Here is a 23,260-nt window from a genome sequence, read left to right on the forward strand (position 1 = left end):
CCGGACGGCACCGGCCCGGACGGCGCCGGCCGCCTGCCGCGCCCCGGCGGCCCCCTGGAGGTGTCCAAGTGAACCGGCGCCGGTTCCTGGGCGTCGGCGCCTCCGTCCTCGGCGCGGGCGCCCTGGCCGCCGTCGCCGTCCCCTCCGCCGCCCGGCTGCTCGCCGAAGGCCGTCCGGGGCGGCTGCTGAGCAGCGAACTCGCCCTGCCGGAGGCCTTCCGGGCCGCGCTGCCGGTGCCGGCCGTGCTGCAACCGGTGCGTACCGACGGCACGAGCGACCACTACGAGATCACCCAGAAGGTCGCCGAGCTGGAGATCCTGCCCGGGGTGAAGACCGGGATGTGGACGTACGGCGGCACCTTCCCGGGGCCGACCGTGGTCACCCGCTCCGGGCGGACGGCGGTGGTCAGCCACCGCAACGAGCTGCCGGTGCCCTCGGTGACCCACCTGCACGGCGGGCACACCCCGGCGGACAGCGACGGCTACCCGGTGGACCTGCTGCTGCCGGTGGGCTCGACCGACTCCGGCCGGAGCACGGCGGGGATGCCGGGCATGCCCGGGATGCACCACGCGGCGGGCAGGAACGCCACCGGCGAGCGCAGGTACACCTATCCGGGCAGGCAGCGCGCCGCCACGCTCTGGTACCACGACCACCGGATGGGCTTCACCGGCCCCGGCGTCTGGCGCGGACTGGCCGGCTTCCACCTCGTCCACGACGACGAGGAGGACGCGCTGCCGCTGCCGCGCGGCGATCGCGACCTGCCGCTGATGATCACCGACCGCTCCTTCGCCGCCGACGGCTCCTTCCGCTACCCCGCGGCCGACCCCGGGCTCGCCGAACCGGGCGTCACCGACGACTACGCCAACGGCGTGCTCGGCGACGTCATCCTGGTCAACGGCGCGCCCTGGCCCCGGCTGGACGTCGACCGGGCGCACTACCGGCTGCGGCTGCTCAACGCCTCCAACGCCCGGCTCTACCGGCTCGAACTGGACCCGCAGCCCGCGGGCGGCGGCGCCCTGGTCCAGATCGGCTCGGACGGCGGCCTGCTCGCCGCGCCCGTCCGGCACGACGGGATCGAGATCGCGCCCGCCGAACGCTTCGACGTCGTGGTCGACTTCGCCCGCTACGAACCCGGCACCCGGGTCCGGCTGGTCAACCGCTTCGGCGACGGCCGGACGGCCGAGGTGATGCGCTTCGACGTCACCTCCCAGCAGGTCGGCGACGACACGAAGGTGCCCGACAGGCTGTCCACGATCGAGGCCCTGGACGCCTCCGCCGCCGTCGCCACCCGCGACTTCACCTTCCGCCGCAGCCGCGGCAGCGGCTGGACGATCAACGGCCGCCCGTACGAACCGGGCGAGAGCATCGCCACGCCCGCCCTCGGCACCGTCGAGCGCTGGCGCTTCTCCACCGACCTGCACCACCCGGTGCACGTCCACCTGGACCACTTCCAGGTGATCGGCCGCAACGGCGCCGACCCCGGCCCGTACGACGCGGGCTGGAAGGACACCGTGGACCTGCGCCCGGCCGAGGCGGTGGAGGTGCTGGTGCGCTTCACCGACTACGCGGGGGTGTACATGCTGCACTGCCACAACCTGGAGCACGAGGACATGGCGATGATGGCGGACTTCACCGTGCGGTGATCCGCCTCTCCCGCGGGCCGCCCGGTTCACCCGGACGGCGGAGTGCAGGAGGGCGTGCGGTGCGCCCTCCCGCACTCCTGTCCTAGCGTCGCCGGAAGAGGACCCGCGACCCGCCGACGCCCGGAGCCGCCGCATGACCACCCCCGCCGAACGCCGCCGGCACGGCCGGGCCGCCCGGGAGCGGGTCTCCCGCTCCGCCCACGGCCGGTGGATCCCCGCCGCCGACCGGCCCGACCCGCTCGGCGTACTGGAGCGGCAGGGCGAGGACCGGGTCGCCGGGCTGCTGCCGATCCGCCGCGGGCGGATGGCGGACAGCCCGTTCGCCTACCTGCGCGGCGCCGCCGCCGTCCTGGCGGCCGACCTCGGCGCCCTGCCGGACACCGGTCTCACCGTCCAACTCTGCGGCGACGCCCACCTGTTGAACTTCGGCGTGTACGCCTCCCCGGAGCGCGCGCTGCTCTTCGACGTCAACGACTTCGACGAGACCTTCCCCGGCCCCTTCGAGTGGGACGTCAAGCGGCTCGCCGCCAGCGTCGCCGTCGCCGCCAGGGACAACGGCCAGGACGAGCGGCAGGCGCGCAGGGCCGCGCTCGCCGCCGTCCAGGGGTACGCGGGCGCGATGCGGAAGCTGGCCGGCAGGGGCGAACTCGACGTCTGGTACGCCCGGGTGGACACCGCCGACCTGCCGGCGCTGCTGCGCAGGCCGAGGCAGCGCGAGCGGGCCGAGGCCGACCTCGCGCACGCCCGGCGCCGCACCAGCCTCCAGGCCTTCGGCAAGCTCACCGAGGAACGGGACGGGCGGCGCCGGATCGTCAGCGAGCCGCCGCTGATCGAGCCGCTGAAGCGGACCGAACTGCGCGGCGTGGGCAAGGTGTTCAGTGACTACCGGTCGACCCTCGCGGAGGACCGCAGGGTCCTGCTGGACCGCTACCGCTTCGTGGACGCGGCGACCAAGGTGGTCGGCGTGGGCAGCGTCGGCACCCGCTGCTACATCGTGCTGCTGGAGGGCCAGGGCGGCCACGACCCGCTGTTCCTCCAGCTCAAGGAGGCCGGCCGGTCGGTGCTGGAGGAACACCTGCCGCCGCTGCGGCCGGACGCCGAGATCGCCGTCCACCACGGCGGCCGCCGGGTGGTCACCGGACAGCACCTGATGCAGGCCGCCAGCGACATCTTCCTCGGCTGGACCACGGGCCCCGCCGGACGCCACTTCTACGGCCGCCAGCTGCGTGACATGAAGGGTTCGACGGACATCTCCGACTTCCGGCCCTCCGGGCTGCGGGCCTACGCCGACCTCTGCGGCCGCACCCTCGCCCGCGCCCACGCCCGCACCGGCGACCGCCTGGCCATCGCCGGCTACCTCGGCGGCGCGGACACCTTCGCCGAGGCCGTGGCCGACTTCGCGCTGCGCTACGCGGACCGGACGGCGGCCGACCACGGCCAGTTGGTGGCGGCGGTCGCGGACGGGCGGGTGGCGGCGACGCGGGGGGTGTGAGCCGGGCCCCACCGCGCCCGGCCCCGTACCCCCGCTTCTTCCCGTACCGCGACCCGTGACTCAGCCGACCCGCGGCCGCACCGTCGCCACCAGCAGCGCCGCCGCGACCAGCAGTCCGCCGGCGTAGAACGGCCCGAGGTCGCCGGCCGCCGTGCCGAGGGTGGCGGCGGCGAGCAACGGCCCCGCGGTGGCGCCGAGGTTGAGCGCGGCGGTCGCGTAGGCGCCCGCCAGGGTGGGGGCGCCCGTCGCCTCGTACAGCACCCGGGTGATCAGCGTGCCGCCGACCGCGAAGGACACCGCACCCAGCAGGAACACCAGCGGCAGCAGCGCGCCCGGCGCGTCCGCGAGGACGGCCAGGGCGGGCCAGCCCACCAGCAGCAGCGGGCCGCCGACGGCGAGGACCAGGCCAGGGCGGCGGTCCGCGAGCCGCCCGGCGACGGTGACTCCGGCGAACGACCCGGCCCCGAACAGCACCAGCGCCACCGGCACCCACAGCTCACCGAGCCCGGCGGGGCCGGTCACCACGGGGGCGAGGAAGGTGAAGCCGCCGAAGGTCGCCGCGTTCACCAGCGCGGCCAGGACCATCGCGCGGAGCAGCCCGGGACGGCGCAGCTCGGCGACCTCCGCGCGCAGCGCCGGGGCGGGGCACCCGTCGGCCGAAGTGGCGGCGGCCGGAAGGCCCTTGGCGATGCCCACGGCGGCGGGCAGGCAGAGCAGCGCGACGGCCCAGAACGCGGCGCGCCACCCGAACAGCGCGCCCAGCACCGCCCCGCCGGGGACACCGGCGACCGTCGCCACCGTCGTCCCGGACAGCAGCACGGCGAGTGCCCGCCCCTTGCGGTCCGCGGGGACGAGGGCGGCGGCGGTGGTCAGCGCCACCGCCAGGAAACCGGCGTCGGCGAGCGCGGCGACCACCCTGCTGGCGAGCAGCACCGGGAAGTCCGCGGTGAGGGCCCCGACGGCGTGCGCCGCCGCGAAGACCAGGACGAACCCGAGCAGGCTGCCGCGTCCGGGCCGGCTGCGGGCGAGCACGGCCGTCAGCGGCGCGCCGACGGCCATCCCGACCGCGAAGGCCGAGGTCAGCCCGCCTGCCGTGCCGACGGTGACGCCGAGGTCGGCGGCGAGGCCGGGCAGCAGCCCGGCGAGCATGAACTCCGAGGTGCCCATGGCGAACACGGCCAGGGCGAGCAGATAGAGCGGAAGGGGCATCGAGAGGCTCCGAGGAGGCGGTGGGAACGAGGACAGGACGTCTCGTCACCGCACGCTCAGCCCCCGGGCGGCGCAGGCGCGGCGCTCGCTCGGACCTCGGTGGTTCGGGGTCTCCGGGTTTCAGGGGGCTGACGGCGCGTGACCGAAAGCCCCCACCCTGGATGCCTCAGGGCTCGACATGCCCGGCAGGCTACCCGACCGTCCGGCGTCGGAGCACCCGGTTTTCCCGACGGCCTCGGAGCCCGCCGCGCCGGGGTGAGGCCCTCCGGATCCGTCCGGGGACCGGGCCGTCTAGGGTGCCCCGCAAGGGGGTTCGATGAATCGTATGAGAATCGGCGGGATCCTGGCCGCCACCGCGCTGCTGCCGCTGGTCGTGGCCGCCGCGGGGCGGCTGGAGTCCCGCAGCGGTGGGCGGGCGGCGGTGGCCGACGCCCTGGACCATCCGGTGCCGCTGGTCGGCGCCGCCGCCGTCCTGCTGCTGGCCGCGCGCTGGGTCCGCGGCCGTCGGGACGCGATCGGCGGGCTGGCGACGGCGGTCGGGGCCGTCGGGCTGGTGTTCGCGCTGGGAGGCGGCGCCGTCCGGATGCTGGACCTGGGCGAGCCGGTCCGCTGGGAGACCCGGACGAGCTCCCCGGGCCGGGCGGACCGCGTCCTGACCGTGGTCAACCGCGGTCAGTCGGAGCAGGAGAGCAACACCTTCCAGGTCGGTCTGGAGACCGGGAGCGGCCTCTCGGCGCGCCGCTGGTCGGTCCTGACGGTCCAGCAGAAGTTCCCCGGAGAGGGGGAGTTCGTATCGGCGCGGTGGTCCGACGCCGACCACATCCGGATCACCACCGACGCGGGCTACCGCGTCTACACCGTCGACCCCGACAGCGGGGAGCCGGCCCTCACGGAGAGCTCCGGCAGGGTGCGGCCCGCCTAGCGCCTGCGGTCGGTCCCGGAGCGGCCCCGAGGCCCGCGCACTCGCCGGAGTGCGCGGGCCTCTTCCGTTTGTCGACTCCCTTGGGACTGGTGTGACTTGTAGGGCTCCTGGGACTTTCAAGCGAACAAAATCGGTCAATGCTTGTTCATTTTTGACTCGTATCGGAAATTTTCAAACGGAGGCCCAGATTCCACGGCGGGACTGTGTAGATTTCCGATCGGTTCGGGTGGCCAAGTGCTCCACCTGGCACCGAAGTTGTTTTCACTGGAGAGCGGGTGTGTCCGCAGGGGCCCCGCGGGACCAAAGGGGAGGGTCTCCATGCCTGACATCGACCTCGGCGTGGCGTCGGACTGGACGGACGGCGACTACCACGGCCGCGTCAAGCTGCAGCAGAGCCCGGCTGGCTCGAACCCGGCGAAGAAGGACGTGGTCGTCGGCTCGCCGGTGAGCATCGAGCTGTCGGTGAACACGAACTACTCTTCCAGCCAGGAAGCGGACAAGATCTACTTCACGACCCACCACGGCACCACGAAGAAGGTCATCGCCGTGCTGGACTCGAACGGCAACTTCTCCATCGCCGGCAAGGTGTTCACCAATCAGGGGAACCTGACCTACTAGGGGGTGTCCGGCTCATTGTGCCGGATCAGGGTGCGGCGTCGGGGCGCGCGCACCTTCACCGGGTGATGACGTCGCTCACCAGGCCATCACAGTGTTTCCATCGGAGAGCGGGCGTGTCCTCAGGACCCCGCGGATCATAGGGGAGGGTCTCCATGCCTGACATCGACCTCGGCGTGGCGTCGGACGTGAAGAGCGGCGACAGCAACGCCCGCATCAAGCTGGTGCAGAACCGGGTCAACGCGAACCCGGCGTGGAAGGACGTGGTCATCAGCGGCCCGGAGAGCATCGAGCTGGCGGTGAACACGAACGAGTCCACCAGTCAGGAAGCGGACAAGGTCTACTTCACGACCCACCACGGCAGCACCAAGAAGCTCCTCGCGGTGCTGGACTCCATGGGCAACCTGAGCCTCGCCGGCCGGTTGCTCACGGAGCAGAAGAACCTGACCTACTAGGACGCGGCCCGGCCGCTCCTTCGCGCGCTCGGCGGAGCGCGTGCACCTTCACCGGGTGATGAAGTGCCTCACCCGGCAATGACGTTGTTTCCAGTGGAGTGCGGGCGTGTCCTCAGGGGCCCCGCGGATCGTAGGGGAGGACCTCCATGCCTGACATCGACCTCGGCGTCGCGACGGACTGGCGAGAAGGCGACATGAACGGCCGTGTCAAGCTGACCCAGAACCGGGTCTACGGCACCTCGCCCAAGCGGGACGTGCTGATCAGCGGCCCGCAGAGCGTTGAGCTGTCGATCAACACCAACCTCGAAGTGGACCACGTGAAGAACAAGTTCTACTTCACGACCCGCTACGGCACCATGAAGAAGATCATCGCGATCCTGGACTCGGAGGGGAACCTGTACCTCGCTGGCGGCCTGACCGAGGCCCAGTATCGGCAGGACCTGAGCTACTAGGCAGCAGCGCCGTCCCCGCGGCCGGGAGGTCCGCGCGCTCTCCGGAGCGCGCGGACCTTCTGCCGTTCCGGCCGTTCGTCACCGGGTGCACCAGGCCTGAACTGCGCGATCGGCCGCCGGGATTGTCAGTGGCGTGTGCAAGGGTGGCCCCATGCTGGCGATCGCGGTGCAGACGAACGAGACGCGGCACCTGAGGGTGAGCGCGGAGGAACTGGCGGGGATGGTCCGGCGCATCGGCGCGCCGGACGACCGCTTCCTGGTCGTGGAGCGGATACCGGACCTGCCGGACGTGTACGTCCAGGTGTGGCACGCCGACGGCGAGGACTACACGCTGGAACTCCGCGACGGCTCGGGCGAGCGGCACTTCGAGGTGAGCCTGGACGATCCCGAGCGGGTGGCCGAGGCCATGACGGGCTGGGCGCGCGGAGCGCCGGGCTGGGACGACGGTCTCGACTGGCAGCCGCTCGACCTGGGCCCGGCACCGGAGCCGGTGCCGCCGCTCGAACTGGACGCGGGCGAGCGGCAGGGCGTGGAGGAGCGGCTGCGGCTGAGCCTGGCCTGCGGCTACACCGACCGCGCCCAACTCGCCGAGCAGGCCGAGGAGTACCTGGTCTCCGGCGACCGCCGCCCGCTCTCGCGCCCCCAGGCCGAGCAACTCGCCGACCGGCTCTGGCTGGAGCGCGTCGGCGAGCAGACCGGCTGGGTCGGCGAGACCGATCCGGAGCGCCTCACCCGGGCCTTCGCCGCGCTGGATGCCGACGGCATCACGGCCCGGGAGGACTTCTCCTGCTGCCGCTCCTGCGGCGAGGCCGAGATCGGCGCCGCCGGATCCCCCGACGCCCGCGGCTTCGTCTACTTCCACTCCCAGGCCACCGAGTCCGCCGCCCTCGGCCAAGGCCTGTCCCTGCTGTACGGCGGCTTCGACGGCTCCGCGGAGACCACCGTCGCCGTTGGGAAGGAGGTGGTCGCCGCCCTGGCGGGGTTTGGCCTGCCGACGGTCTGGAACGGCGCCCCGTCCCAGGCGATCGAGATACGCCCGTTGCTCTGGCGCCGCCGCCTCGGCGGGTGAGGGAGGCCTCCGGCGGACGGGCGGTCAGGTCCGGCGCGTCCAGCGCCAGTAGTTGGTGAGGCCGGGGCCGGCGGCCGTCAGGGCGCAGCCGAGGTGGTCCGCCCCCGTCGCCGTGGCCCGCCCGGTCGGGCCGGACCACGGCGCCACCTTCTCACGGCACGAGCACCCGCAGGGCGTCCTTCTCCACGGCGACCTCGACCGGGAGCGAGCTGATGAACTCCCCGTCGGCGTAGGCGGTGATGCCGGGGGACTCGATCCGCAGCGACTCGGTGCGCAGCGTGGTGACTTCGGGGTACCCCACGTGGGTGCCCTTGAAGAGGGTGGGGAAGAACCGGGCGATGCGCAGCCGGGGCATGGCGTCGACGAGGGTGAGGTCGAGCAGCCCGTCGTCGGGGAGGGCGGCGGGGCACATCAGCATGCCGCCGCCGTAGCTGCGGGTGTTGCCGACGGCGGCCAGGGTGAGGTCGCGTTCGATGACGGTGCCGTCGGCGAGGGTGATGCGGAAGGGCAGCGGGCGCAGGTTGGCGAACTCGGCCACGATGGCCAGGTTGTACCGCATCCGGCCGCGTGGCCAGCGGAGCCGGTTGGCGCGGTCGCTGACCAGGGAGTCGAAGCCGGTGGCGAGGACGGAGCCGTACCAGCGGACGGCCCCGTCCGGGCCGGTGATCCGGCCGAGGTCGACGCTGCGGGTGCGGCCCGCGGCGACGACGTCGGCGGCGTCCTCGGGGGAGCCGAGCGGCAAGCCGTACTCGCGGGCGTGGTCGTTGCCGGTGCCGGCCGGTATCACGCCGAGCGGGACGGGGGTGCCGGCCAGTGCCTGGAGGGCGAGGTTGACCATGCCGTCGCCGCCGACCACGGCCACCGCGTCCATGCCGTCCGCCGCCGCCTCGCGGGCGAGGCGGACGGCGTCCTCGGGGGAGCGTCCGGCCTGCGGTTCGACCTGGACGCCGAGGGCCCGCAGCCGGGCGGTGGCCCGGCGGGCGGCGGGTTCGGCGTGGCCGATGCCCGCCGCCGGGTTGGTGAGAACGGCGACCCTGCGGACGGTTCTCACGCCGGTCATGGGATCAGCTTGCCGGGGTTGAGGATGCCCGCCGGGTCGAGTTCGGCCTTGACGGCGCGCAGGATGCGCACGCCCAGCTCGCCGACCTCCTCGGTCATCCAGGGCCGGTGGTCCGCGCCGACGGCGTGGTGGTGGCTGATGGTGCCGCCCGCGCCGAGGATGGCGTCCCCGGCGGCGCGCTTGGCGGCGCCCCAGCGGGTGAGCGGGTCCTCGCCGAGCGCGGCGACGACGGTGAAGTAGAGCGAGGCGCCGGTCGGGTAGACGTGCGAGATGTGGCAGAGCACGAGGGAGCCTGGCAGGGCCCCGGTCAGCGCCTCGGTGACGGCGGCCCGCAGGGCGGGCAGCCGGCTCCAGCCGGCCGCGGTCTCCAGGGTCTCGCACAGGGCGCCCGCGCTGAGCAGCGAGTCGCGCAGGTAGGGGGCGTTGAACCGGCCGTGCTCCCAGGCCCGGGCGGGGGCCTCGCCGAGCGAGGTGCCGCCGGCGGCGAGCAGGGTGTCCCGGGTGAGCTGCTGCCGGGCGGCGACCTGGGCGGCGCTGCCCTCGAAGACGGTGACGGCCAGGCAGTCGGTGACCGCGGGGGCGCCGCCGATCTGCTCGGTCATGGCCAGGTTGATCATGGTCTCGGCCTCGTCGGAGAGCCGGATCACGGTGGGGCCCGCGCCCTGCTGCTCGACGGTGCGCAGCGCGGCCGTGCCGGTGGCGAAGTCGGGGAAGCTCCACGCCTCGTACGCCTTGACGGCGGGCAGCGGGTGGACGCGCAGCCGGACGGCGGTGATCACGCCGAGGGTGCCCTCGGAGCCGAGGAACAGCTGGCGCAGGTCGGGGCCGGCGGCGGAGGCGGGGGCGCGGCCGAGGTCGAGCACTCCGGCGGGGGTGACGACGCGCAGCCCGCGCACCATCTCGTCGAAGCGCCCGTACCCGGCGGAGTCCTGGCCGGAGGAGCGGGTGGCCGCGAAGCCGCCGATGGTGGCGTAGCGGAAGCTCTGCGGGTAGTGGCCGAGTTCCCAGCCGCGTTCGGCGAGCAGCGCCTCCGCCGCCGGGCCGGTGAGGCCGGCGCCGAGGACGGCCTCGCCGGAGGTCTCGTCCAGGTCGAGCAGTCGGTCGAAGCGGCGCAGGTCGAGCGAGACGACGGCCTCGAACGGGCCGCGCTCCGGGTCGAGGCCGCCGACCACGCTGGTGCCGCCGCCGAACGGGACGACGGCGACGCGGCGTTCGGCGCACACCGCGAGGACGGCGGCGATCTCCTGCTCGGTGCCGGGCAGCACGACGGCGTCGGGCGCGTCCTGCGGTTCGCGGCTGCGGCGGCGCAGCAGGTCGGGGGTGGACTTGCCACCGGCGCGGGGCAGCCGGTCGGCGTCGGCGGCGCTGACGTGCGCCTCGCCGACCGCGTCGGCCAGCGCCTTGAGGTCCTCGGCGGAGATCCGGGACGGGCGCAGCACGACCTCCTCGGCGCTCGGCCCGGGGGCGGCGTCCCCGGTGACGCCGAGGGCGGCGGCGAGCAGCCCCTTGATGTCGGCGGACAGCTCCTTGGCGAGCGCCGGGTCGCCCCAGGCGTCCCACTTCATCGGGGGGAGCGGAAGTGCGGCGCCGGCCGGTCCCGCTTGCGTCTCAGGTGCCATGCGTTACAGTTTCACACATCATGTCAAGTAGTAACGCCGAGCCTCAGACGCCAGGCCAGACCCCGACGCCAGGCCAGACCCAAGCGCCGAGCCGGACCCCGACACCGGGCCGGCCCCCCGGGGCCCGCAGCACCGACGACGCGATCCTGGACGCCGCCGCCGACCTGATCGTGCACCTCGGCGTGCGCCGCACCCAGCTGTCCGAGATCGCCCGCCGCGCCGGGGTCAGCCGCCCGACCGTCTACCGCCGCTGGCCGGACGTCCGGGCGGTGATCGGCGCCCTGCTCACCCGGGAGATCCTGGCCGCCCTGGAGGGCACCGAACCGGACGCCCGCGACCGGGAGGCCTTCGTCCAGCGGGTGGTGGAGATCGCCGTCCGGCTGCGCGACCACCCGGTGCTCGGCGCGCTGCTCCGCTCCGACGACTCCGACCTGCTGCTCCAGTACGTCGTCGAGCGGCTCGGCGCCAGCCAGCGCGGCCTGCTGGAGGCGCTGCGCTCCGGCATCGAACGGGGCCAGGAGCACGGCTCGATCCGGGCCGGCGAGCCGCTCGAACTGGCCGCCATGGTCCTGCTGATCGCCCAGTCCACCGTCCAGTCGCACCGCATGGTCGCCTCCCTGCTGCCCGAGGCGGCCTGGCGGCGCGAACTGGCCAGAGCACTGAACGGATACCTCGCGCCGTGACCCCCACCGCAGGTCCGCACGCCGGCCCGTACGCCGGAACCTCCCGACTCGACGCCGCCCGCCGCACGCTGGAGCTCGAAGCACTCGGCGACGACGCCCGGATCGACCTCCTGGTGATCGGCGGCGGCGTCACCGGCGCCGGGGTGGCCCTGGACGCCGCCTCGCGCGGCCTGCGCACGGTGCTGGTCGAGGCTCGTGACCTCGCCTTCGGGACGAGCCGCTGGAGCTCCAAGCTGGTGCACGGCGGCCTGCGCTACCTCGCCTCCGGGCGGATCAAGGTGGCCAGGGAGAGCGCGGTCGAGCGCGGCGTGCTGATGACCCGCACCGCCCCGCACCTGATCCGGGCGCTGCCCCAACTCGTACCGCTGCTCCCGGACCTGCTGCGCCCCGGCCAGGCGGCGCTGATCCGCACCGGCTTCCACGCCGGGGACGCGCTGCGCCTGACGGCCGGCACCCCGGGCGCGCTGCTGCCCCGGGTGCGCCGGATCGACGCCGCCCGGACCCGCACGCTGGTCCCGGGCGTGCGGACGGACGGGCTGCGCGGTGCGCTGGTCGCCCACGACGGTCAACTCGTCGACGACGCCCGGCTGGTGGTCGCGCTGGCCAGGACCGCCGCGCAGTACGGCGCGAGCGTGCTGACCAGGGTGCGCGCGGAACAGGTCACCGGTACCTCGGCCCGGCTGGTCGACACCCTGACCGGGCAGGAACTGGCCGTCCGGGCCGGCGCGGTGGTCAACGCCACCGGCGTCTGGGCCGGCGAGGTGGAGCCGTCGATCAGGCTCCGGCCCAGCCGGGGCACCCACCTGCTGGTGGACGCGGCGGCGCTCGGCAACCCGACCGCCGCCCTCACCGTGCCGGTGCCCGGCTCCACCAGCCGGTTCGTCTTCGCGCTGCCGCAGCAGCTCGGCCGGGTGGCGATCGGACTGACCGACGAGGACGCCCCGGGCCCGGTCCCGGACGAGCCCCAGCCCACCGAGGCCGAGCTCACCTTCCTCCTCGACACCGTCAACGCCGCCCTCGCCACCGCGCTGACCAGGTCGGACGTGCGCGGCGCGCACGCCGGGCTGCGCCCGCTGATCGACACCGGGGACGGCAGCACCGCCGACATCTCGCGCGAGCACGCGGTGCTGGAGGGCCCGTCCGGGGTGATCACCGTGGTCGGCGGCAAGCTCACCACCTACCGCCGGATGGCCGAGGACGCGGTGGACACCGCCGTCCGGCTGCGCGGCCTGCCCGCCCGTGCCTGCTGGACGGCCAGGCTGCCGCTGATCGGCGCCCCCGGGCACCGGGACAGCCGCCCGCTCTCCGCGGCGGAGGTGCCGCCCTCGCTGTCGGCCCGCCACGGCGGCGCGGCCCACGAGGTGCTCGTGGCAGGGGAGTCGACACCGGTCGCGGAGGGCCTGGACGTGACCCGCGCCGAGATCGCCCACGCCGTCACCCACGAGGGCGCGCTGGATGCCGCCGACGTGCTGGACCGCCGGACCAGGATCGGGCTGGTCGCGGAGGACGCCGAGCGGGCCCGGAAGGCCGTCGAGGAGATCGTGGCGGAGCGCCTCGGGGAGGGTCTGGCGGGCTGACGCGTCAGGACGCGGAGCGGGGGAAGGGGAGGAGATCCGGTTCGACCCAGGTCGTCCTGGCCTGGTCGTCCGCGAGCGTTCCGGGCCGGTAGTGGCGGGTGAGCAATTCCTTGTCGAGCAGCTCGGGGTGCCGGGCGGCGAACGCGTCGAAGTCCGTCGCGACGTCGGCGTGAACGGGCGGAATCAGCGCGCCGTGCGCTCGGGCATCGGGTGCTCGGCGCCGGCCATCTCCAGGACGCAGGAGAGCGGGTGCTCGGTCCGGCCGGTGCGGTCCAGCCGCACCGCGAGCGGCTCCGGCGGTTCCTCGGCGACCTGGGCGGCGAGGCTCAGCGGGTAGACGCCGTGCCCGTGGACACGGTGGAAGGCGCACTCCTTGCCGTCGACCAGGAGCTCGGTCTCGGTGATCCAGCCGGACCGGACGTTGACGGTCACCGAGTGCCCGTCCTGGTCGAGGTGGAAGCTGTACCGCTGGCGCATCGGGACCTCCGGCGACAGGGCCTGCGACGAGGGGAAATCCACTGTCAGTGTAGGGCGGGCCCCTGCCAGGGTGCTCGGCATGCGGAGCGCCGCGGCCGGAGTTCCCGTTCGCCGCCCTGAGAAATTCCCGGGGCAGGGCCCGCCTCCCGATGGATTCTCCTGATCTCTACAGTGTTGTAGATTCGTTCGCAGGGAGAGATCGAGGAGGGCATTGTGGGAGTTTCGCTGGCCAAGGGCGGCAACGTCTCGTTGAGCAAGGAGGCGCCCGGTCTGAGCGCCGTGATCGTCGGCCTCGGCTGGGACGTGCGCACCACCACGGGAGCCGACTACGACCTGGACGCCAGCGCGCTGCTGTGCAACGCGCTGGGCAAGGTGGTCTCGGACCAGCACTTCGTCTTCTTCAACAACCTCCGCAGCCCCGATGGTTCGGTCGAGCACAGTGGCGACAACCTGACCGGCGGCGGAGACGGGGACGACGAGCAGATCAAGGTCGACCTGGACCGCGTCCCGGCGGACGTGGCCAAGGTGGTCTTCCCGGTGTCGATCTACGACGCCGACGCCCGGCTGCAGAGCTTCGGCCAGGTGCGCAACGCGTTCATCCGGGTCCTCAACCAGGCCAACGGCCAGGAGATCGCGCGCTACGACCTGACCGAGGATGCCTCGACCGAGACCGCGATGGTCTTCGGCGAGCTGTACCGCAACGGCACCGAGTGGAAGTTCCGTGCCATCGGCCAGGGGTACGCCTCCGGGCTGCGCGGCATCGCGACCGACTACGGCGTCAACGTCTGACCGTCCCGGTCCGGATCGACGGGGTTTCGACGGCCGCGGCGCGCGCTCAGCCCTTGCGGCCGAGCGCGTGGCCGCCGAAACCCCCGGTGCCGGTGAGCTGGTGCTGCCACCAGGCGGCCATGGCCGGTTCGTCCATCCCCGACCAGTCCGGTGAAGCGGTGACCTGGGCCCGGCCGAGGGCGCGGCCCAGCTCCACCAACTCCCGTCCGGCCGCCGTCCGTTCGCGGTCGTAGGCGGCCAGTAGGTCCGGCCAGGAGCCGGCCTCCCGCCCGGCCAGCTCGAAGGCGTGGGCGTCCTGCATCGCCTTCACCGCACCGCTGGTGTTGTGCGGGCGCACCACGGTGGCCGCGTCCCCGCCGATCAGCAGCCGGCCGGCCGTGCGGTGCGGGGCGGCCAGGTCGTAGATCGGCTGGAGGAAGGTCCGTTCGCGCGGGGTCAGCGCGACCACCCCGGCCCAGTACGGCGGCAGGTTCCGCTCCGAGAGCTGCCGCAGCTCGTCCAGCCGCGCGTCGGTGAGGCTGCCCGCCGGGATGCTGGTCGGGCCGTCCAGCCGCAGCCAGGCGGGGGTGGGGGCGTAGAAGACCCAGTTCACCTGGGTGCTGCCGGGTTCGAGCCCGGGGATGCGGTAGATCACCACCTGGCCGCCGGGGTAGCAGACGGTGACGCAGTGCTCCTCCGGCCAGGGGGCCGCTCCGCCGGGCAGCCCGGCCAGCAGGGCGGAGTCGTAGCTGCCGCGCCAGCACACGTACCCGGCGTACTCGGGCTCGGCCTGCGGGCAGACGGCCGCGCGGACCACCGAGCGGTAGCCGTCGGCGCCGATCACCAGGTCGTACGTCTCGCGGCCGCCGTCGGCGTTCTCGGTCCAGGCATTGCCGCGTTCGCCGCCGGGCCCGTTGCCGACCGCCGTCACCGTGGTGCCCAGCCGGAACTCGACCTGCCCGGGCGTCCGTTCGCGCAGTGCCTGCCAGAGCACGCCCCAGTGGTGCGAGTGGAACGAGAAGGGCTGGGCCCAGAGCAGCCGCCCGCAGCCGTCCGGTCCGTCGCCCTCGCCGGCCGCGCCCCGGGTGACCCAGCGGCGCACGGTGAGGCGGTGGCGGCGGGTGTCCGCGGCGAGGTGTCCGGTCCGGACCAGTTCGTCGAAGCGGTCGTCGTGGGTGCAGAGCCCCACACCCCGGTCCTCCAGCCGGCCGGGGCTGCGCTCCAGCACCACCACCCGTTCCGCGCCGAGCCGGGCGGCGGCGCCGGCGAAGGCGCTCCCGGCGATGCTGCCCCCGACCACGGCCACCGAGCCACCTCGCACGGTCGCTCCTCTCCCGAACTCGCGATGTCCCAGCGCCGTCCCCCCGCGCTGTCCGGGACACGACGATACGCCGACGGGCGGGCCCCGGCGTCGTGTTCGAGCCATCCGGAGGGCTGTCCGGAGGATTGTTCGGAGGTGCACCGGCAGGCCGTTCCGAGGGCCGGCGCGGGGGCCGTTCCGAGGGTCGGCGCGGGGGCCGTTCCGGGGGCCGTTCCGAAGGTCCCCTCGACCCCCCGGCCTCACGCGACGATCCTTATGCAACTAGTTGCATACCGCGGCGCCCGTCACCTACTCTGCGGTAACAAAGCCCCCGGTCCGCCCCCGCCCGCGCCCCAGGAGACGTCGATGAGCGCCCACCCCGGCAGCAGCCGCTACCCGCACCTGCTCAGCCCGCTCGACCTCGGCTTCACCACCCTGCCCAACCGCGTGATCATGGGTTCCATGCACGTCGGCCTGGAGGAGGCCCCCGGCGGCTACGAGCGGATGGCCGCCTTCTACGCCGAACGGGCCCGAGGCGGCGTCGGCCTGATCGTCACCGGCGGCATCGCCCCCAACGAGGCCGGGCGCCCCTGGGAGGGCGGCGCGATGCTGACCACCGAGGAGGAGGCGGACAAGCACCGGGTGGTCACCGACGCGGTGCACGCCGCCGGCGGGAAGATCGCCCTCCAGATCCTGCACTTCGGCCGCTACGCCTACCACCGGGACCTCGTCGCCCCCAGCGCGCTCCAGGCCCCGATCAGCCCCTTCGTGCCCAACGAGCTCACCGCCGGGCAGGTCGAGCAGACCATCGAGGACTTCGCCCGCTGCGCCGGGCTGGCCCGCCGCGCCGGGTACGACGGCGTCGAGATCATGGGCTCCGAGGGCTACCTGATCAACGAGTTCATCGTCGCCGCGACCAACCACCGCGAGGACGAGTGGGGCGGCCCGTACGAGCGGCGGATGCGCTTCCCGGTGGAGATCGTCCGCCGGGTCCGCGAGCGGGTCGGCGAGGACTTCATCATCGTCTACCGCCTCTCCATGCTCGACCTGGTACCCGGCGGCTCCACCCTGGACGAGGTCGTACGGCTCGCCCAGGCCGTCGAGGCCGCCGGGGCGACCGTCATCAACAGCGGCATCGGCTGGCACGAGGCCCGCATCCCCACCATCGCCACCTCGGTGCCGCGCGGCGCCTTCGGCTGGGTGACCAGGAAGGTGATGGGCAAGGTCGGCATCCCGCTGGTCGCCACCAACCGCATCAACACGCCCGAGATCGCCGAGAGCCTGCTCGCCGAGGGCAGCGCCGACCTGGTCTCGATGGCCCGCCCGCTGCTCGCCGACGCCGACTTCGTGGCCAAGGCCCGCGACGACCGCGCCGAGGCCATCAACACCTGCATCGGCTGCAACCAGGCCTGCCTCGACCACACCTTCAGCCTCCGGATCACCTCCTGCCTGGTCAACCCGCGCGCCTGCCACGAGACCGAACTCGTCCTCGGCCCGGTGATGTCGCGCAAGCACATCGGCGTCGTCGGCGCGGGCCCGGCCGGCCTCGCGTTCGCCGTCTCCGCCGCCGAGCGCGGCCACCAGGTCACCCTGTACGACGCCGCCGAGGAGATCGGCGGGCAGCTGGACATCGCCCGGCGCATCCCCGGCAAGGAGGAGTTCGACGAGACGCTGCGCTACTTCCGCACCCGGCTGGCCGAGTTGGCCGTCACCCAGCGACTCGGTGCCACCGTCACCGCCGAGCAGCTGGCCGGGCAGGGCCACGACGAGATCGTCCTCGCCACCGGCGTCACCCCCCGAACTCCCGCCGACATCCCCGGAATCGACCACCCCAGCGTGCTCGGCTACCTCGACGTGCTGCGCGACGGCGCGCCGGTCGGCAAGCGGGTCGCCATCCTCGGCGCGGGCGGCATCGGCTTCGACGTGGCCGGGTTCCTCACCGACCAGGGCGACGCGGCCAGCCTCAACCCGCCGGTGTTCCAGGCCAAGTGGGGCATCGACCCGGAGTACCGCGAGCGCGGCGGCCTGCGCGCCCCCGAGCGGCCCGAGCCCCCGCGCAGCGTCCACCTGCTCCAGCGCAGGACCGGCAAGGTGGGCGCCGGCCTCGGCAAGACCACCGGCTGGATCCACCGCACCGAACTCAAGCACCGCGGCGTGGTGATGGTCCCCGGCGTCAGCTACGACCTGATCGACGACGCCGGCCTGCACTTCACCGTCGACGGCGAGCGCCAACTGCTCCCCGTGGACACCGTCGTGCTCTGCACCGGCCAGGAGCCGCGCCGCGACCTGTACGAGGCGCTGCGCGAGCGCGGCCTGCCGGTGCACCTGATCGGTGGCGCCGACGTGGCCGCCGAGCTGGACGCCAAGCGGGCCATCCAGCAGGGCACCGAACTGGCCGCATCCATCTGACCTGCGGAGATCCCCGCCCGCGCGCCGCGCAGGGCCCCCGGTGGGACACTGGTTGCCTCGTCCCTGCCCGAACCCTCGACCGGGGGCCCCGTATGCCCTTTCCCAGGCCCATCCACGTCCTCGCCGCCGCCACCGCCGTCGTGGCGGTCGCCCTGGGCCCGGCGGTCCGGCCGGCCTCGGCCGCACCCGCCGAGACCCTGCCCACCGCCGACCAGCTGAAGCCGGCCCTGCTGACCCCGGCCGACCTCGGCCCCGGCTACACCGCGATCTCGGTGACACAGAGCCCCAGTCCGGGCGGGAACCAGACCCCGGTGACCGGCTGTGCCGCACTCAGCGCCCTGATCAACATGCACGCCACCCAGACCGGACCGCAGGTCACCCACGCCGCGGTCGAACTCGACGGCCCGGACGGCAACCCGATGGTCACCCAGTCCCTCGCCGCCGAGTCCTCCGACCGGCTCACCGCCGACTTCAAGAACGCCACCGACGCCCTGAAGAGCTGCCACAGCATCACCTTCGAGGCGGGCACCCAGGACTCCGTGACCTTCACCGTCAGCCCGGTCACCCTCGGCGACCGCAAGGACGCCCCCGCCGTCCACCTCGACGGCACCCTGGCCGGCGTCCAGCTCAACGGCTACGTCGGCATCGAACGCTTCGGCACGGTCGCCATGCTCTTCGGCTACTTCGAACGCCAGGGCAGCAACGAACAGACCGCCTCGATGCAGTACCGCACCGCCGTCGCCAAGGTCGAACGCACCCTGGGCACCCACGCCGGCAGCACCACCGCCCCCACGGCCCTCCCGACCACCGTCCCCACCACCGTCCCGACCGCCGTCCCGACCGCTACCGCCTCCGAGGCCAAGCGCGTCTGAGCCCCTCCAGGCCCCCACCGGACGCCCATGCGTCCGGTGGGGGCCGCGGTGCGGTCGCCGCCGAGCGCGCCTGCCAGAATGCCGGGACGGCGGCAGGGGCCCATGAGGCCCACGGGGCCTCCGGGGCAAAGGGGGTAACAGGTGATCGGCTCTCCGGGGCTTTCGAGGCGGTATGGGCCGGCGCTGCTGGTGTGCGTGCTGCCGCTGGCCGCCTCGTGCACGGTGGGGAAGGCGCCAGACCCGCCCGTCATCGGGTCCTGGAAGGCGGGCGCCTCCTCGATCCAGCTGCTGGAAGGCGGCAAGCTCGGTGAAGTTCTCCTGTTGCCCGCCATGTGCCGTGGCGACAACTCGCCGACGGCCGTGAAGTTCACTGGTACGTGGAAGTACGGGAAGCTGCAGGACGCCGGTACTGGTGCGATAGTCCAACTAGCCTCCCTAGATGGGTACCTGAGGTGCGAGAGGTACTTTCAGTATGGCAAGGGCAATAACGGCGAGCAGCTCGGGATGACCGGAGTGGACGCCGGTCAGGAGCCGTTCGTTCGTCAGTAGTCCAGGCAAGGGGGAATCATGAACGGCTTCACCACGAGGCTTCGGGTCGTGCTCGCCGGCCTGCTCCTCGGCGCCTGCGCGTGTACCGGGCCGCCCGGCGGGAACGGCTCCGCGGACGACGGGGCGGCCGCCGGGGCCGGCACGGTGCTGTCCGAGCCGACGCTCCCGGAGAGCGCCAGGCAGATGATCCTGCGGACCGCCCAGGAGAAGGGGACGGCACCGGCGGGTGACGAGTTCACGCCGGTCCGGTTCGACAACGGCTACGGGCCGGAGCTGATCTGGCAGGCGGAGCAGACCGGCGACATCTGCATGGCCTCGGACCGTGTCGTGGCCCGCAGTTGCGTGCCGCTCGCGGACATCGCCGCGCGGCGGACGCCCGGCGTCGGCACCTTCGTCGGCGCAAGCATGTTCAAGGGCGCATGGTCGGTGGTCCTGATGTCCAACGGCGAGACGGTCGACTACCTCTCGTGCCAGGGCCGGGACTTCCCGGTGCGGAAGGGCTACTCGATCCAGGTCGAGGGCGTGCGCCACACCGTCTACACGGTGGCCATACCCAGGTACCTCCAGGGCGAGTACCGCGCGACGGTGCGGCGCGACGGTGTGCCGGCCGAGGAGCCTCTCGACCTCGGCCTGGAGAAGAGCCTCGTCGTGCCGTGCTGAGACGGCGTTCCGTCGCCGGTTCTTCTGGGATTCATCGGACAGAGGGGTGTTGGTGAAGGACCTGCGAATCGTGGTGTGGAGCCTGGCCGACGGAATGGTGGTCGTGGGCGGGCTGGGCTGGGCCGCAGGGCGGCCGCACCCCCGTGGTGGCCGCTCCGTTCCTCGCCGGGCTGTTGTTCAGGACAATGCAGGATGATGAACCCATGAAACACATGGTGGTGAATCAGAGACCTGTGCCCCAGGCGCTGCTGATGGCTTCCGCCGCGGTGCTGCTCGTCTCTGGCTGTGCGTCCGGCCCGGAGGCCGGAGCGGATGGGCGTGCGGAGAACCGTCAGCAGGCCGCTGCCGCTCCGAGTCCGGCAGCGGTGCGGACGGACCTTGAGCCGTTGAAGCGCCGATTCCCGAAGCTGGGTCCGTTGTCCGAGAGCAAGTGGGTCAGCCGGATGTTGACGCTGAACTCCGTGCCGGAGGTTCCCGGGCCGACCGACGTGAGCCTGGACGGGGTGGCACACGTCGAGCCGGGGACACTGGCGGGAATCACGGCGAGCGGAGTGTGGGCGGAGAGCGCCATCGAGTGCGGTGTCCCGAAGGAGCTCGCGGCCGAGGTGGGCGGCACGACCGGATGGCTCAACAGTCAGGCGTTCGACAGGTCGGTGACCCTGACCCGGTACTCGGGGAGCTTCTACTTCGACCCGCGGAGCAGCCGGGTCTACTTCTGCACGGTGAACCCGGAGGTGCGGAGCGACTGACCGGCCGCCGCGGTCCCGGGGAGGCCGGGGGGAGGGGATCAGGGGCGGGCCGCGGGCGAGGAACTCGGTGTTGGCGCGGTGGAGTCCGGTGCCGGTGGTGGTGTTGCCGGGAAAGGGGACGAAGACCGCACCGGGCTCGTAGGCCCGGGCGAACAGCTCGGGGCGGCCGGGTCTGGGACGAGGAGCTGGTGCCGGACGGGCGCGGCCGTACGGTGCGTCCGGAGGCGGAGTGCCCGGTGGAGGTGGCGCTCGCGGCGGTGGCCGGCCGGTGGGCCACGCTGGTGCTGCGGGAGTTGATGCATGGCCCGGCCCCTCGTACGGGGAACTGCGCGAGCGGCCTCAGACCCGATGACTGCGGTCCGCAGTTCCAGCGCCAGCAGTGCGAAGACTCCAACATCATTCTTGAGGCAGCAGCCCGGCAGAACAAGGAAGCGGCTCGCCAGCTGTCGGAGCGGAACGCGCGTGCCAAGCAGGCGGAGCGGGATGCGAAGTGCCACGAGCTCTGCCGAACGCTCGGGTACGACAGCGACGATTCTCCCGGGATGCAGCGGCTTCAGAAGTCGTTGGCGAGCCGGGATAACTACAAGAACAAGGATCGGCACACGGGCTATCACGGTGAAGCCAACCCGATCGAGCTCGTGAAGAGTGCCTGGAACCACGTGTACGTCAGTTTCAGTATGTGCCTAATGGGGTGCATGAACTTCTCTGTTCAGGCGGGGACTGTTTCCATGTATGTGACTGGTGGCGCGACAGTCCCGACGATCAAGGACAAGCCGAGTCCTTTCCGATTTCGTGGCGGCGCTTTCGCCGGTTTCTCGGCGGGATGGAATACGGCCGGGCCGAAGGATAGTGCCAAGACGGTCGGGGGTGTCACCTATGCAGACGGACTGATGGGTGGGGCGTATTCGCTCGAGAAAAACCCCAATGGGCAGTACTTCCATCAGTTCGGTTGGGCGGCGGGGCCGGGGGCGATCCAAGGGCCCCCGTTGATCGGAATTCATGCGAACATATTCAAGAGTGACTATGGGTGGGACTATGTGAACGAGAACGACTAGGGGTAGGTGTTGGAGCTCCTTCTTGATATGATCTCCAGGTCGGGTTCGTGTAATCACTCCTTTCCTAGTGGCTGATTTGGAGCTCTCGTGAAGGCCCTCGTTGCTCTGATCTTCTTGATCCCCCTATTTCTTGGGATAGCCATGGTGACGGATTATCGAGGTTTTGCGAAGTCGTTCATGCAGCCCTCCGGGAGGTCCTCCGGGGATGGACCGGTCGGCATTCACCTGGTCGTGGGGTGGGGGTTCATCGTCCTCTCGTCCGGTTCGGTCATAGGCGCGCTTGTGTCGTTCTTCGCTGGTTGACCCGAATGTGATCCGCAGCCGAGGCCCGGCCCGTCTGAGGACGGGCCGGGCCTCGGCGCGGAAGAGCCACGAAGGATCGGCAGGCCACTCTGGGAGCGGTGGGAGCGGCCCATCTGTTCGTCGGATGGGCCGCTCCTCGATGTCCACCCATTGAAGGCGTCGTGGAGTTCCTGCCGGAGGGGCGGGTGGGGTTCGCGCGGGCGCCGGCGTACGTGTGCAGCGTTGTGGCGGAGGACAAGGCGAGGCTGACGGAGATCGAGGGGCAGCGGACGAAGTCCTTCTTCGATGATGTCGGTCCCGGGTTCTTCGTGGAGGCGAGGCAGAAGGACGACGGGGGCACGTGCAGGTTCTGGCTGACGGCCGAGGAGAACGGGAAGGACCTGTGGCTCCTGAAGAGTTCGGGCTTCTTGATGACGAAGTCCTGACCGGCCGCCGCGGTTTTGGGGAGGCCGGGGGGAGGGGATCAGGGGCGGGCCGTGCCGAAGGGGTTGTCGATCACGTAGTGCCAGTGGCCGGCCGGGTCGCGGCGGGCGACGTCGGTGGCGGTGCCGGTGAGGTGGAGGTCGGTGCCGGCCGGGGTGGTGCCGGTGATCTCCCAGTCGACGATGAGCAGGGCGATGTCGCCGGCCACGTAGGTGTGCCGGGGGCGGACGGTGATGGGCAGGCCGAGGGCGAGGAACTCGGCGTTGGCGCGGTGGAGTCCGGGGCCGGTGGCGGTGCTGCCGGGGGTGGGGACGAAGAGCGCGCCGGGTTCGTAGACCCGGGCGAGCAGCTCGGGGCGGCCGGAGTTGAAGGCGGCGGCGAAGGCGGCCGGGTGTTGTGCCGGGTCGGTGGTCGGGGGGAGGGTGGCGGGGTGAGTCATGCGAGCAGTGAAGACCGGCCCGGCGTGGGTCACCAAACGGGAAGCGACGGGCGGGGCGGCCGGGCCTGGGACGAGGAGCTGGTGCCGGACGGGCGCGGCCGTACGGTGCGTCCGGAGGCGGACTGCCCGGTGGAGGTGGCGCTCGCGGCGGTGGCCGGTCGGTGGACCACGCTGGTGCTGCGGGAGTTGATGCACGGGCCCGCCTCGTACGGGGAGTTGCGCGAGCGGCTGCCGGAGATCAGCTCCAAGGTGCTCGCCGAGCGGCTACAGGCGTTGGGGGAGCGGGAGTTGGTGGTGCGGGAGCGGCTGCGGGGCTTCCCGGTGCGGACCTCGTACCGGCTGACGCCGTCCGGGGAGGCGCTGCGGCCGTTGCTGGTGGAGCTGTACCGGACGGGTACGGTGCTGGCCGGCCACGGGTAGGCGGGGCGGGCGGCCGCACCCCCGTGGCGGCCGCCCGCGC

25 protein-coding genes are annotated in these 23,260 nt (G+C 72.9%); 18 read left to right on the forward strand and 7 right to left on the reverse strand.

Annotation, left to right across the window (positions count from 1 at the left end; genetic code table 11):
• The first annotated feature begins 68 nt into the window (after window positions 1-68).
• Together BU198_RS27370 and BU198_RS27375 are read left to right on the forward strand one after the other, a co-directional pair.
• Window positions 69-1,643 (forward strand): multicopper oxidase family protein, encoded by a 1,575-nt coding sequence (locus BU198_RS27370; RefSeq protein WP_188299551.1) that lies wholly within the window; start codon window positions 69-71, stop codon window positions 1,641-1,643.
• A 133-nt stretch (window positions 1,644-1,776) separates the two neighbouring features.
• Window positions 1,777-3,135: a DUF2252 domain-containing protein gene (locus tag BU198_RS27375; RefSeq protein WP_188299552.1), complete on the forward strand. Its 1,359-nt coding sequence runs from the start codon at window positions 1,777-1,779 to the stop codon at window positions 3,133-3,135.
• Between the two features lie 60 nt (window positions 3,136-3,195).
• Here the strand turns inward: BU198_RS27375 and BU198_RS27380 are convergent, their stop codons facing one another.
• Window positions 3,196-4,344 (reverse strand): Cmx/CmrA family chloramphenicol efflux MFS transporter, encoded by a 1,149-nt coding sequence (locus tag BU198_RS27380; protein WP_188299553.1) that lies wholly within the window; start codon window positions 4,342-4,344, stop codon window positions 3,196-3,198.
• A gap of 316 nt (window positions 4,345-4,660) precedes the next feature.
• Between BU198_RS27380 and BU198_RS27385 the strand changes: the two genes are divergently transcribed.
• From BU198_RS27385 to BU198_RS27405, 5 genes are all read left to right on the forward strand, one after another.
• Window positions 4,661-5,266 carry a hypothetical protein gene (locus tag BU198_RS27385; protein WP_188299554.1) on the forward strand — a complete coding sequence of 202 codons (606 nt, stop codon included), beginning with the start codon at window positions 4,661-4,663 and terminating at the stop codon, window positions 5,264-5,266.
• A gap of 318 nt (window positions 5,267-5,584) precedes the next feature.
• On the forward strand, window positions 5,585-5,884 hold the full coding sequence (locus tag BU198_RS27390) for a DUF6342 family protein (RefSeq protein WP_188299555.1): 300 nt from the start codon (window positions 5,585-5,587) through the stop codon (window positions 5,882-5,884).
• Between the two features lie 152 nt (window positions 5,885-6,036).
• Window positions 6,037-6,336: a DUF6342 family protein gene (locus BU198_RS27395; protein WP_188299556.1), complete on the forward strand. Its 300-nt coding sequence runs from the start codon at window positions 6,037-6,039 to the stop codon at window positions 6,334-6,336.
• Window positions 6,337-6,482: 146 nt separating this feature from the next.
• Window positions 6,483-6,788: a DUF6342 family protein gene (locus tag BU198_RS27400; RefSeq protein WP_188299557.1), complete on the forward strand. Its 306-nt coding sequence runs from the start codon at window positions 6,483-6,485 to the stop codon at window positions 6,786-6,788.
• A 151-nt stretch (window positions 6,789-6,939) separates the two neighbouring features.
• Window positions 6,940-7,857 carry a DUF6891 domain-containing protein gene (locus BU198_RS27405; RefSeq protein ID WP_188299558.1) on the forward strand — a complete coding sequence of 306 codons (918 nt, stop codon included), beginning with the start codon at window positions 6,940-6,942 and terminating at the stop codon, window positions 7,855-7,857.
• 24 nt (window positions 7,858-7,881) lie between these two features.
• Here BU198_RS27405 and BU198_RS43475 read toward each other — a convergent pair whose 3' ends face one another.
• Genes BU198_RS43475 through BU198_RS27415 form a run of 3 tightly spaced genes read right to left on the reverse strand, consistent with a single transcriptional unit; the run spans window position 7,882 to window position 10,536 of the window.
• A complete protein-coding gene (locus BU198_RS43475; protein WP_262987071.1) occupies window positions 7,882-8,004 on the reverse strand; it encodes a hypothetical protein in 123 nt (40 codons plus the stop codon).
• Between the two features lie 4 nt (window positions 8,005-8,008).
• A complete protein-coding gene (locus BU198_RS27410) occupies window positions 8,009-8,917 on the reverse strand; it encodes a diacylglycerol kinase (protein ID WP_188299559.1) in 909 nt (302 codons plus the stop codon).
• Window positions 8,914-10,536 (reverse strand): FAD-binding oxidoreductase, encoded by a 1,623-nt coding sequence (locus BU198_RS27415; protein WP_411293239.1) that lies wholly within the window; start codon window positions 10,534-10,536, stop codon window positions 8,914-8,916. Before BU198_RS27415 ends, BU198_RS27410 begins: the two co-directional genes overlap by 4 nt.
• A 20-nt stretch (window positions 10,537-10,556) precedes the next feature.
• Here BU198_RS27415 and BU198_RS27420 point away from each other — a divergent pair, with 20 nt between their 5' ends.
• Window positions 10,557-11,219, forward strand: coding sequence for a TetR/AcrR family transcriptional regulator (locus tag BU198_RS27420; protein ID WP_188299560.1), 663 nt, complete (start codon window positions 10,557-10,559; stop codon window positions 11,217-11,219).
• Window positions 11,216-12,796, forward strand: coding sequence for a glycerol-3-phosphate dehydrogenase/oxidase (locus BU198_RS27425; RefSeq protein ID WP_188299561.1), 1,581 nt, complete (start codon window positions 11,216-11,218; stop codon window positions 12,794-12,796). The genes BU198_RS27420 and BU198_RS27425 overlap by 4 nt, the downstream gene beginning before the upstream one ends.
• A 183-nt stretch (window positions 12,797-12,979) precedes the next feature.
• On the opposite strand, the gene BU198_RS27430 is transcribed toward BU198_RS27425, so the two are convergent.
• Window positions 12,980-13,273, reverse strand: a complete 294-nt coding sequence (locus tag BU198_RS27430) for a hypothetical protein (RefSeq protein ID WP_188299562.1) — start codon at window positions 13,271-13,273, stop codon at window positions 12,980-12,982.
• Window positions 13,274-13,486: 213 nt separating this feature from the next.
• Here BU198_RS27430 and BU198_RS27435 point away from each other — a divergent pair, with 213 nt between their 5' ends.
• Window positions 13,487-14,062 (forward strand): TerD family protein, encoded by a 576-nt coding sequence (locus BU198_RS27435; RefSeq protein ID WP_188299563.1) that lies wholly within the window; start codon window positions 13,487-13,489, stop codon window positions 14,060-14,062.
• A gap of 46 nt (window positions 14,063-14,108) precedes the next feature.
• Here the strand turns inward: BU198_RS27435 and BU198_RS27440 are convergent, their stop codons facing one another.
• Window positions 14,109-15,362: an FAD-dependent monooxygenase gene (locus BU198_RS27440; RefSeq protein ID WP_188299564.1), complete on the reverse strand. Its 1,254-nt coding sequence runs from the start codon at window positions 15,360-15,362 to the stop codon at window positions 14,109-14,111.
• Window positions 15,363-15,707: 345 nt separating this feature from the next.
• On the opposite strand from BU198_RS27440, the gene BU198_RS27445 reads away from it, so the two are divergent.
• The 7 genes from BU198_RS27445 to BU198_RS27475 all read left to right on the forward strand — a co-directional run bounded on the left by BU198_RS27445 (window position 15,708) and on the right by BU198_RS27475 (window position 22,363).
• Window positions 15,708-17,750 carry an NADPH-dependent 2,4-dienoyl-CoA reductase gene (locus BU198_RS27445; protein WP_188299565.1) on the forward strand — a complete coding sequence of 681 codons (2,043 nt, stop codon included), beginning with the start codon at window positions 15,708-15,710 and terminating at the stop codon, window positions 17,748-17,750.
• A 92-nt stretch (window positions 17,751-17,842) separates the two neighbouring features.
• Complete coding sequence (locus BU198_RS27450) at window positions 17,843-18,622, forward strand: hypothetical protein (RefSeq protein ID WP_188299566.1); 780 nt, start codon at window positions 17,843-17,845, stop codon at window positions 18,620-18,622.
• Between the two features lie 141 nt (window positions 18,623-18,763).
• Complete coding sequence (locus tag BU198_RS27455) at window positions 18,764-19,171, forward strand: hypothetical protein (RefSeq protein WP_188299567.1); 408 nt, start codon at window positions 18,764-18,766, stop codon at window positions 19,169-19,171.
• Between the two features lie 18 nt (window positions 19,172-19,189).
• Entirely contained in the window at window positions 19,190-19,831 is a 642-nt protein-coding gene (locus BU198_RS27460) for a hypothetical protein (RefSeq protein WP_188299568.1), read from the forward strand.
• 203 nt (window positions 19,832-20,034) lie between these two features.
• Complete coding sequence (locus BU198_RS27465) at window positions 20,035-20,580, forward strand: hypothetical protein (protein ID WP_188299569.1); 546 nt, start codon at window positions 20,035-20,037, stop codon at window positions 20,578-20,580.
• Window positions 20,581-20,816: 236 nt separating this feature from the next.
• On the forward strand, window positions 20,817-21,635 hold the full coding sequence (locus BU198_RS42640) for a hypothetical protein (protein WP_223245007.1): 819 nt from the start codon (window positions 20,817-20,819) through the stop codon (window positions 21,633-21,635).
• Window positions 21,636-22,099: 464 nt separating this feature from the next.
• Window positions 22,100-22,363 (forward strand): hypothetical protein, encoded by a 264-nt coding sequence (locus BU198_RS27475; RefSeq protein WP_188299570.1) that lies wholly within the window; start codon window positions 22,100-22,102, stop codon window positions 22,361-22,363.
• Between the two features lie 38 nt (window positions 22,364-22,401).
• On the opposite strand, the gene BU198_RS27480 is transcribed toward BU198_RS27475, so the two are convergent.
• Window positions 22,402-22,800, reverse strand: coding sequence for a YybH family protein (locus BU198_RS27480; RefSeq protein ID WP_188299571.1), 399 nt, complete (start codon window positions 22,798-22,800; stop codon window positions 22,402-22,404).
• Window positions 22,801-22,824: 24 nt separating this feature from the next.
• Here BU198_RS27480 and BU198_RS27485 point away from each other — a divergent pair, with 24 nt between their 5' ends.
• The gene (locus BU198_RS27485; protein WP_317620346.1) at window positions 22,825-23,220 is read left to right on the forward strand and encodes a helix-turn-helix domain-containing protein; all 396 of its coding nucleotides are present in this window, start codon (window positions 22,825-22,827) and stop codon (window positions 23,218-23,220) included.
• Window positions 23,221-23,260: the final 40 nt, after the last annotated feature.

This window comes from Streptomyces sp. CBMA156 (assembly GCF_014596515.1).
Lineage (GTDB): Bacteria > Actinomycetota > Actinomycetes > Streptomycetales > Streptomycetaceae > Kitasatospora.

Excerpts from the sequence above, each read along its gene's own strand:
- BU198_RS27375 (WP_188299552.1), top strand. The coding sequence starts at position 1,777 with ATGACCACCCCCGCCGAACGCCGCCGGCACGGCCGGGCCGCCCGGGAG.
- BU198_RS27380 (WP_188299553.1), bottom strand. The coding sequence starts at position 4,344 with ATGCCCCTTCCGCTCTATCTGCTCGCCCTGGCCGTGTTCGCCATGGGC.
- BU198_RS27385 (WP_188299554.1), top strand. The coding sequence starts at position 4,661 with ATGAATCGTATGAGAATCGGCGGGATCCTGGCCGCCACCGCGCTGCTG.
- BU198_RS27390 (WP_188299555.1), top strand. The coding sequence starts at position 5,585 with ATGCCTGACATCGACCTCGGCGTGGCGTCGGACTGGACGGACGGCGAC.
- BU198_RS27395 (WP_188299556.1), top strand. The coding sequence starts at position 6,037 with ATGCCTGACATCGACCTCGGCGTGGCGTCGGACGTGAAGAGCGGCGAC.
- BU198_RS27400 (WP_188299557.1), top strand. The coding sequence starts at position 6,483 with ATGCCTGACATCGACCTCGGCGTCGCGACGGACTGGCGAGAAGGCGAC.
- BU198_RS27405 (WP_188299558.1), top strand. The coding sequence starts at position 6,940 with ATGCTGGCGATCGCGGTGCAGACGAACGAGACGCGGCACCTGAGGGTG.
- BU198_RS27410 (WP_188299559.1), bottom strand. The coding sequence starts at position 8,917 with ATGACCGGCGTGAGAACCGTCCGCAGGGTCGCCGTTCTCACCAACCCG.
- BU198_RS27415 (WP_411293239.1), bottom strand. The coding sequence starts at position 10,536 with ATGGCACCTGAGACGCAAGCGGGACCGGCCGGCGCCGCACTTCCGCTC.
- BU198_RS27420 (WP_188299560.1), top strand. The coding sequence starts at position 10,557 with ATGTCAAGTAGTAACGCCGAGCCTCAGACGCCAGGCCAGACCCCGACG.
- BU198_RS27430 (WP_188299562.1), bottom strand. The coding sequence starts at position 13,273 with ATGCGCCAGCGGTACAGCTTCCACCTCGACCAGGACGGGCACTCGGTG.
- BU198_RS27445 (WP_188299565.1), top strand. The coding sequence starts at position 15,708 with ATGAGCGCCCACCCCGGCAGCAGCCGCTACCCGCACCTGCTCAGCCCG.
- BU198_RS27450 (WP_188299566.1), top strand. The coding sequence starts at position 17,843 with ATGCCCTTTCCCAGGCCCATCCACGTCCTCGCCGCCGCCACCGCCGTC.
- BU198_RS27460 (WP_188299568.1), top strand. The coding sequence starts at position 19,190 with ATGAACGGCTTCACCACGAGGCTTCGGGTCGTGCTCGCCGGCCTGCTC.
- BU198_RS27465 (WP_188299569.1), top strand. The coding sequence starts at position 20,035 with ATGAAACACATGGTGGTGAATCAGAGACCTGTGCCCCAGGCGCTGCTG.
- BU198_RS27480 (WP_188299571.1), bottom strand. The coding sequence starts at position 22,800 with ATGACTCACCCCGCCACCCTCCCCCCGACCACCGACCCGGCACAACAC.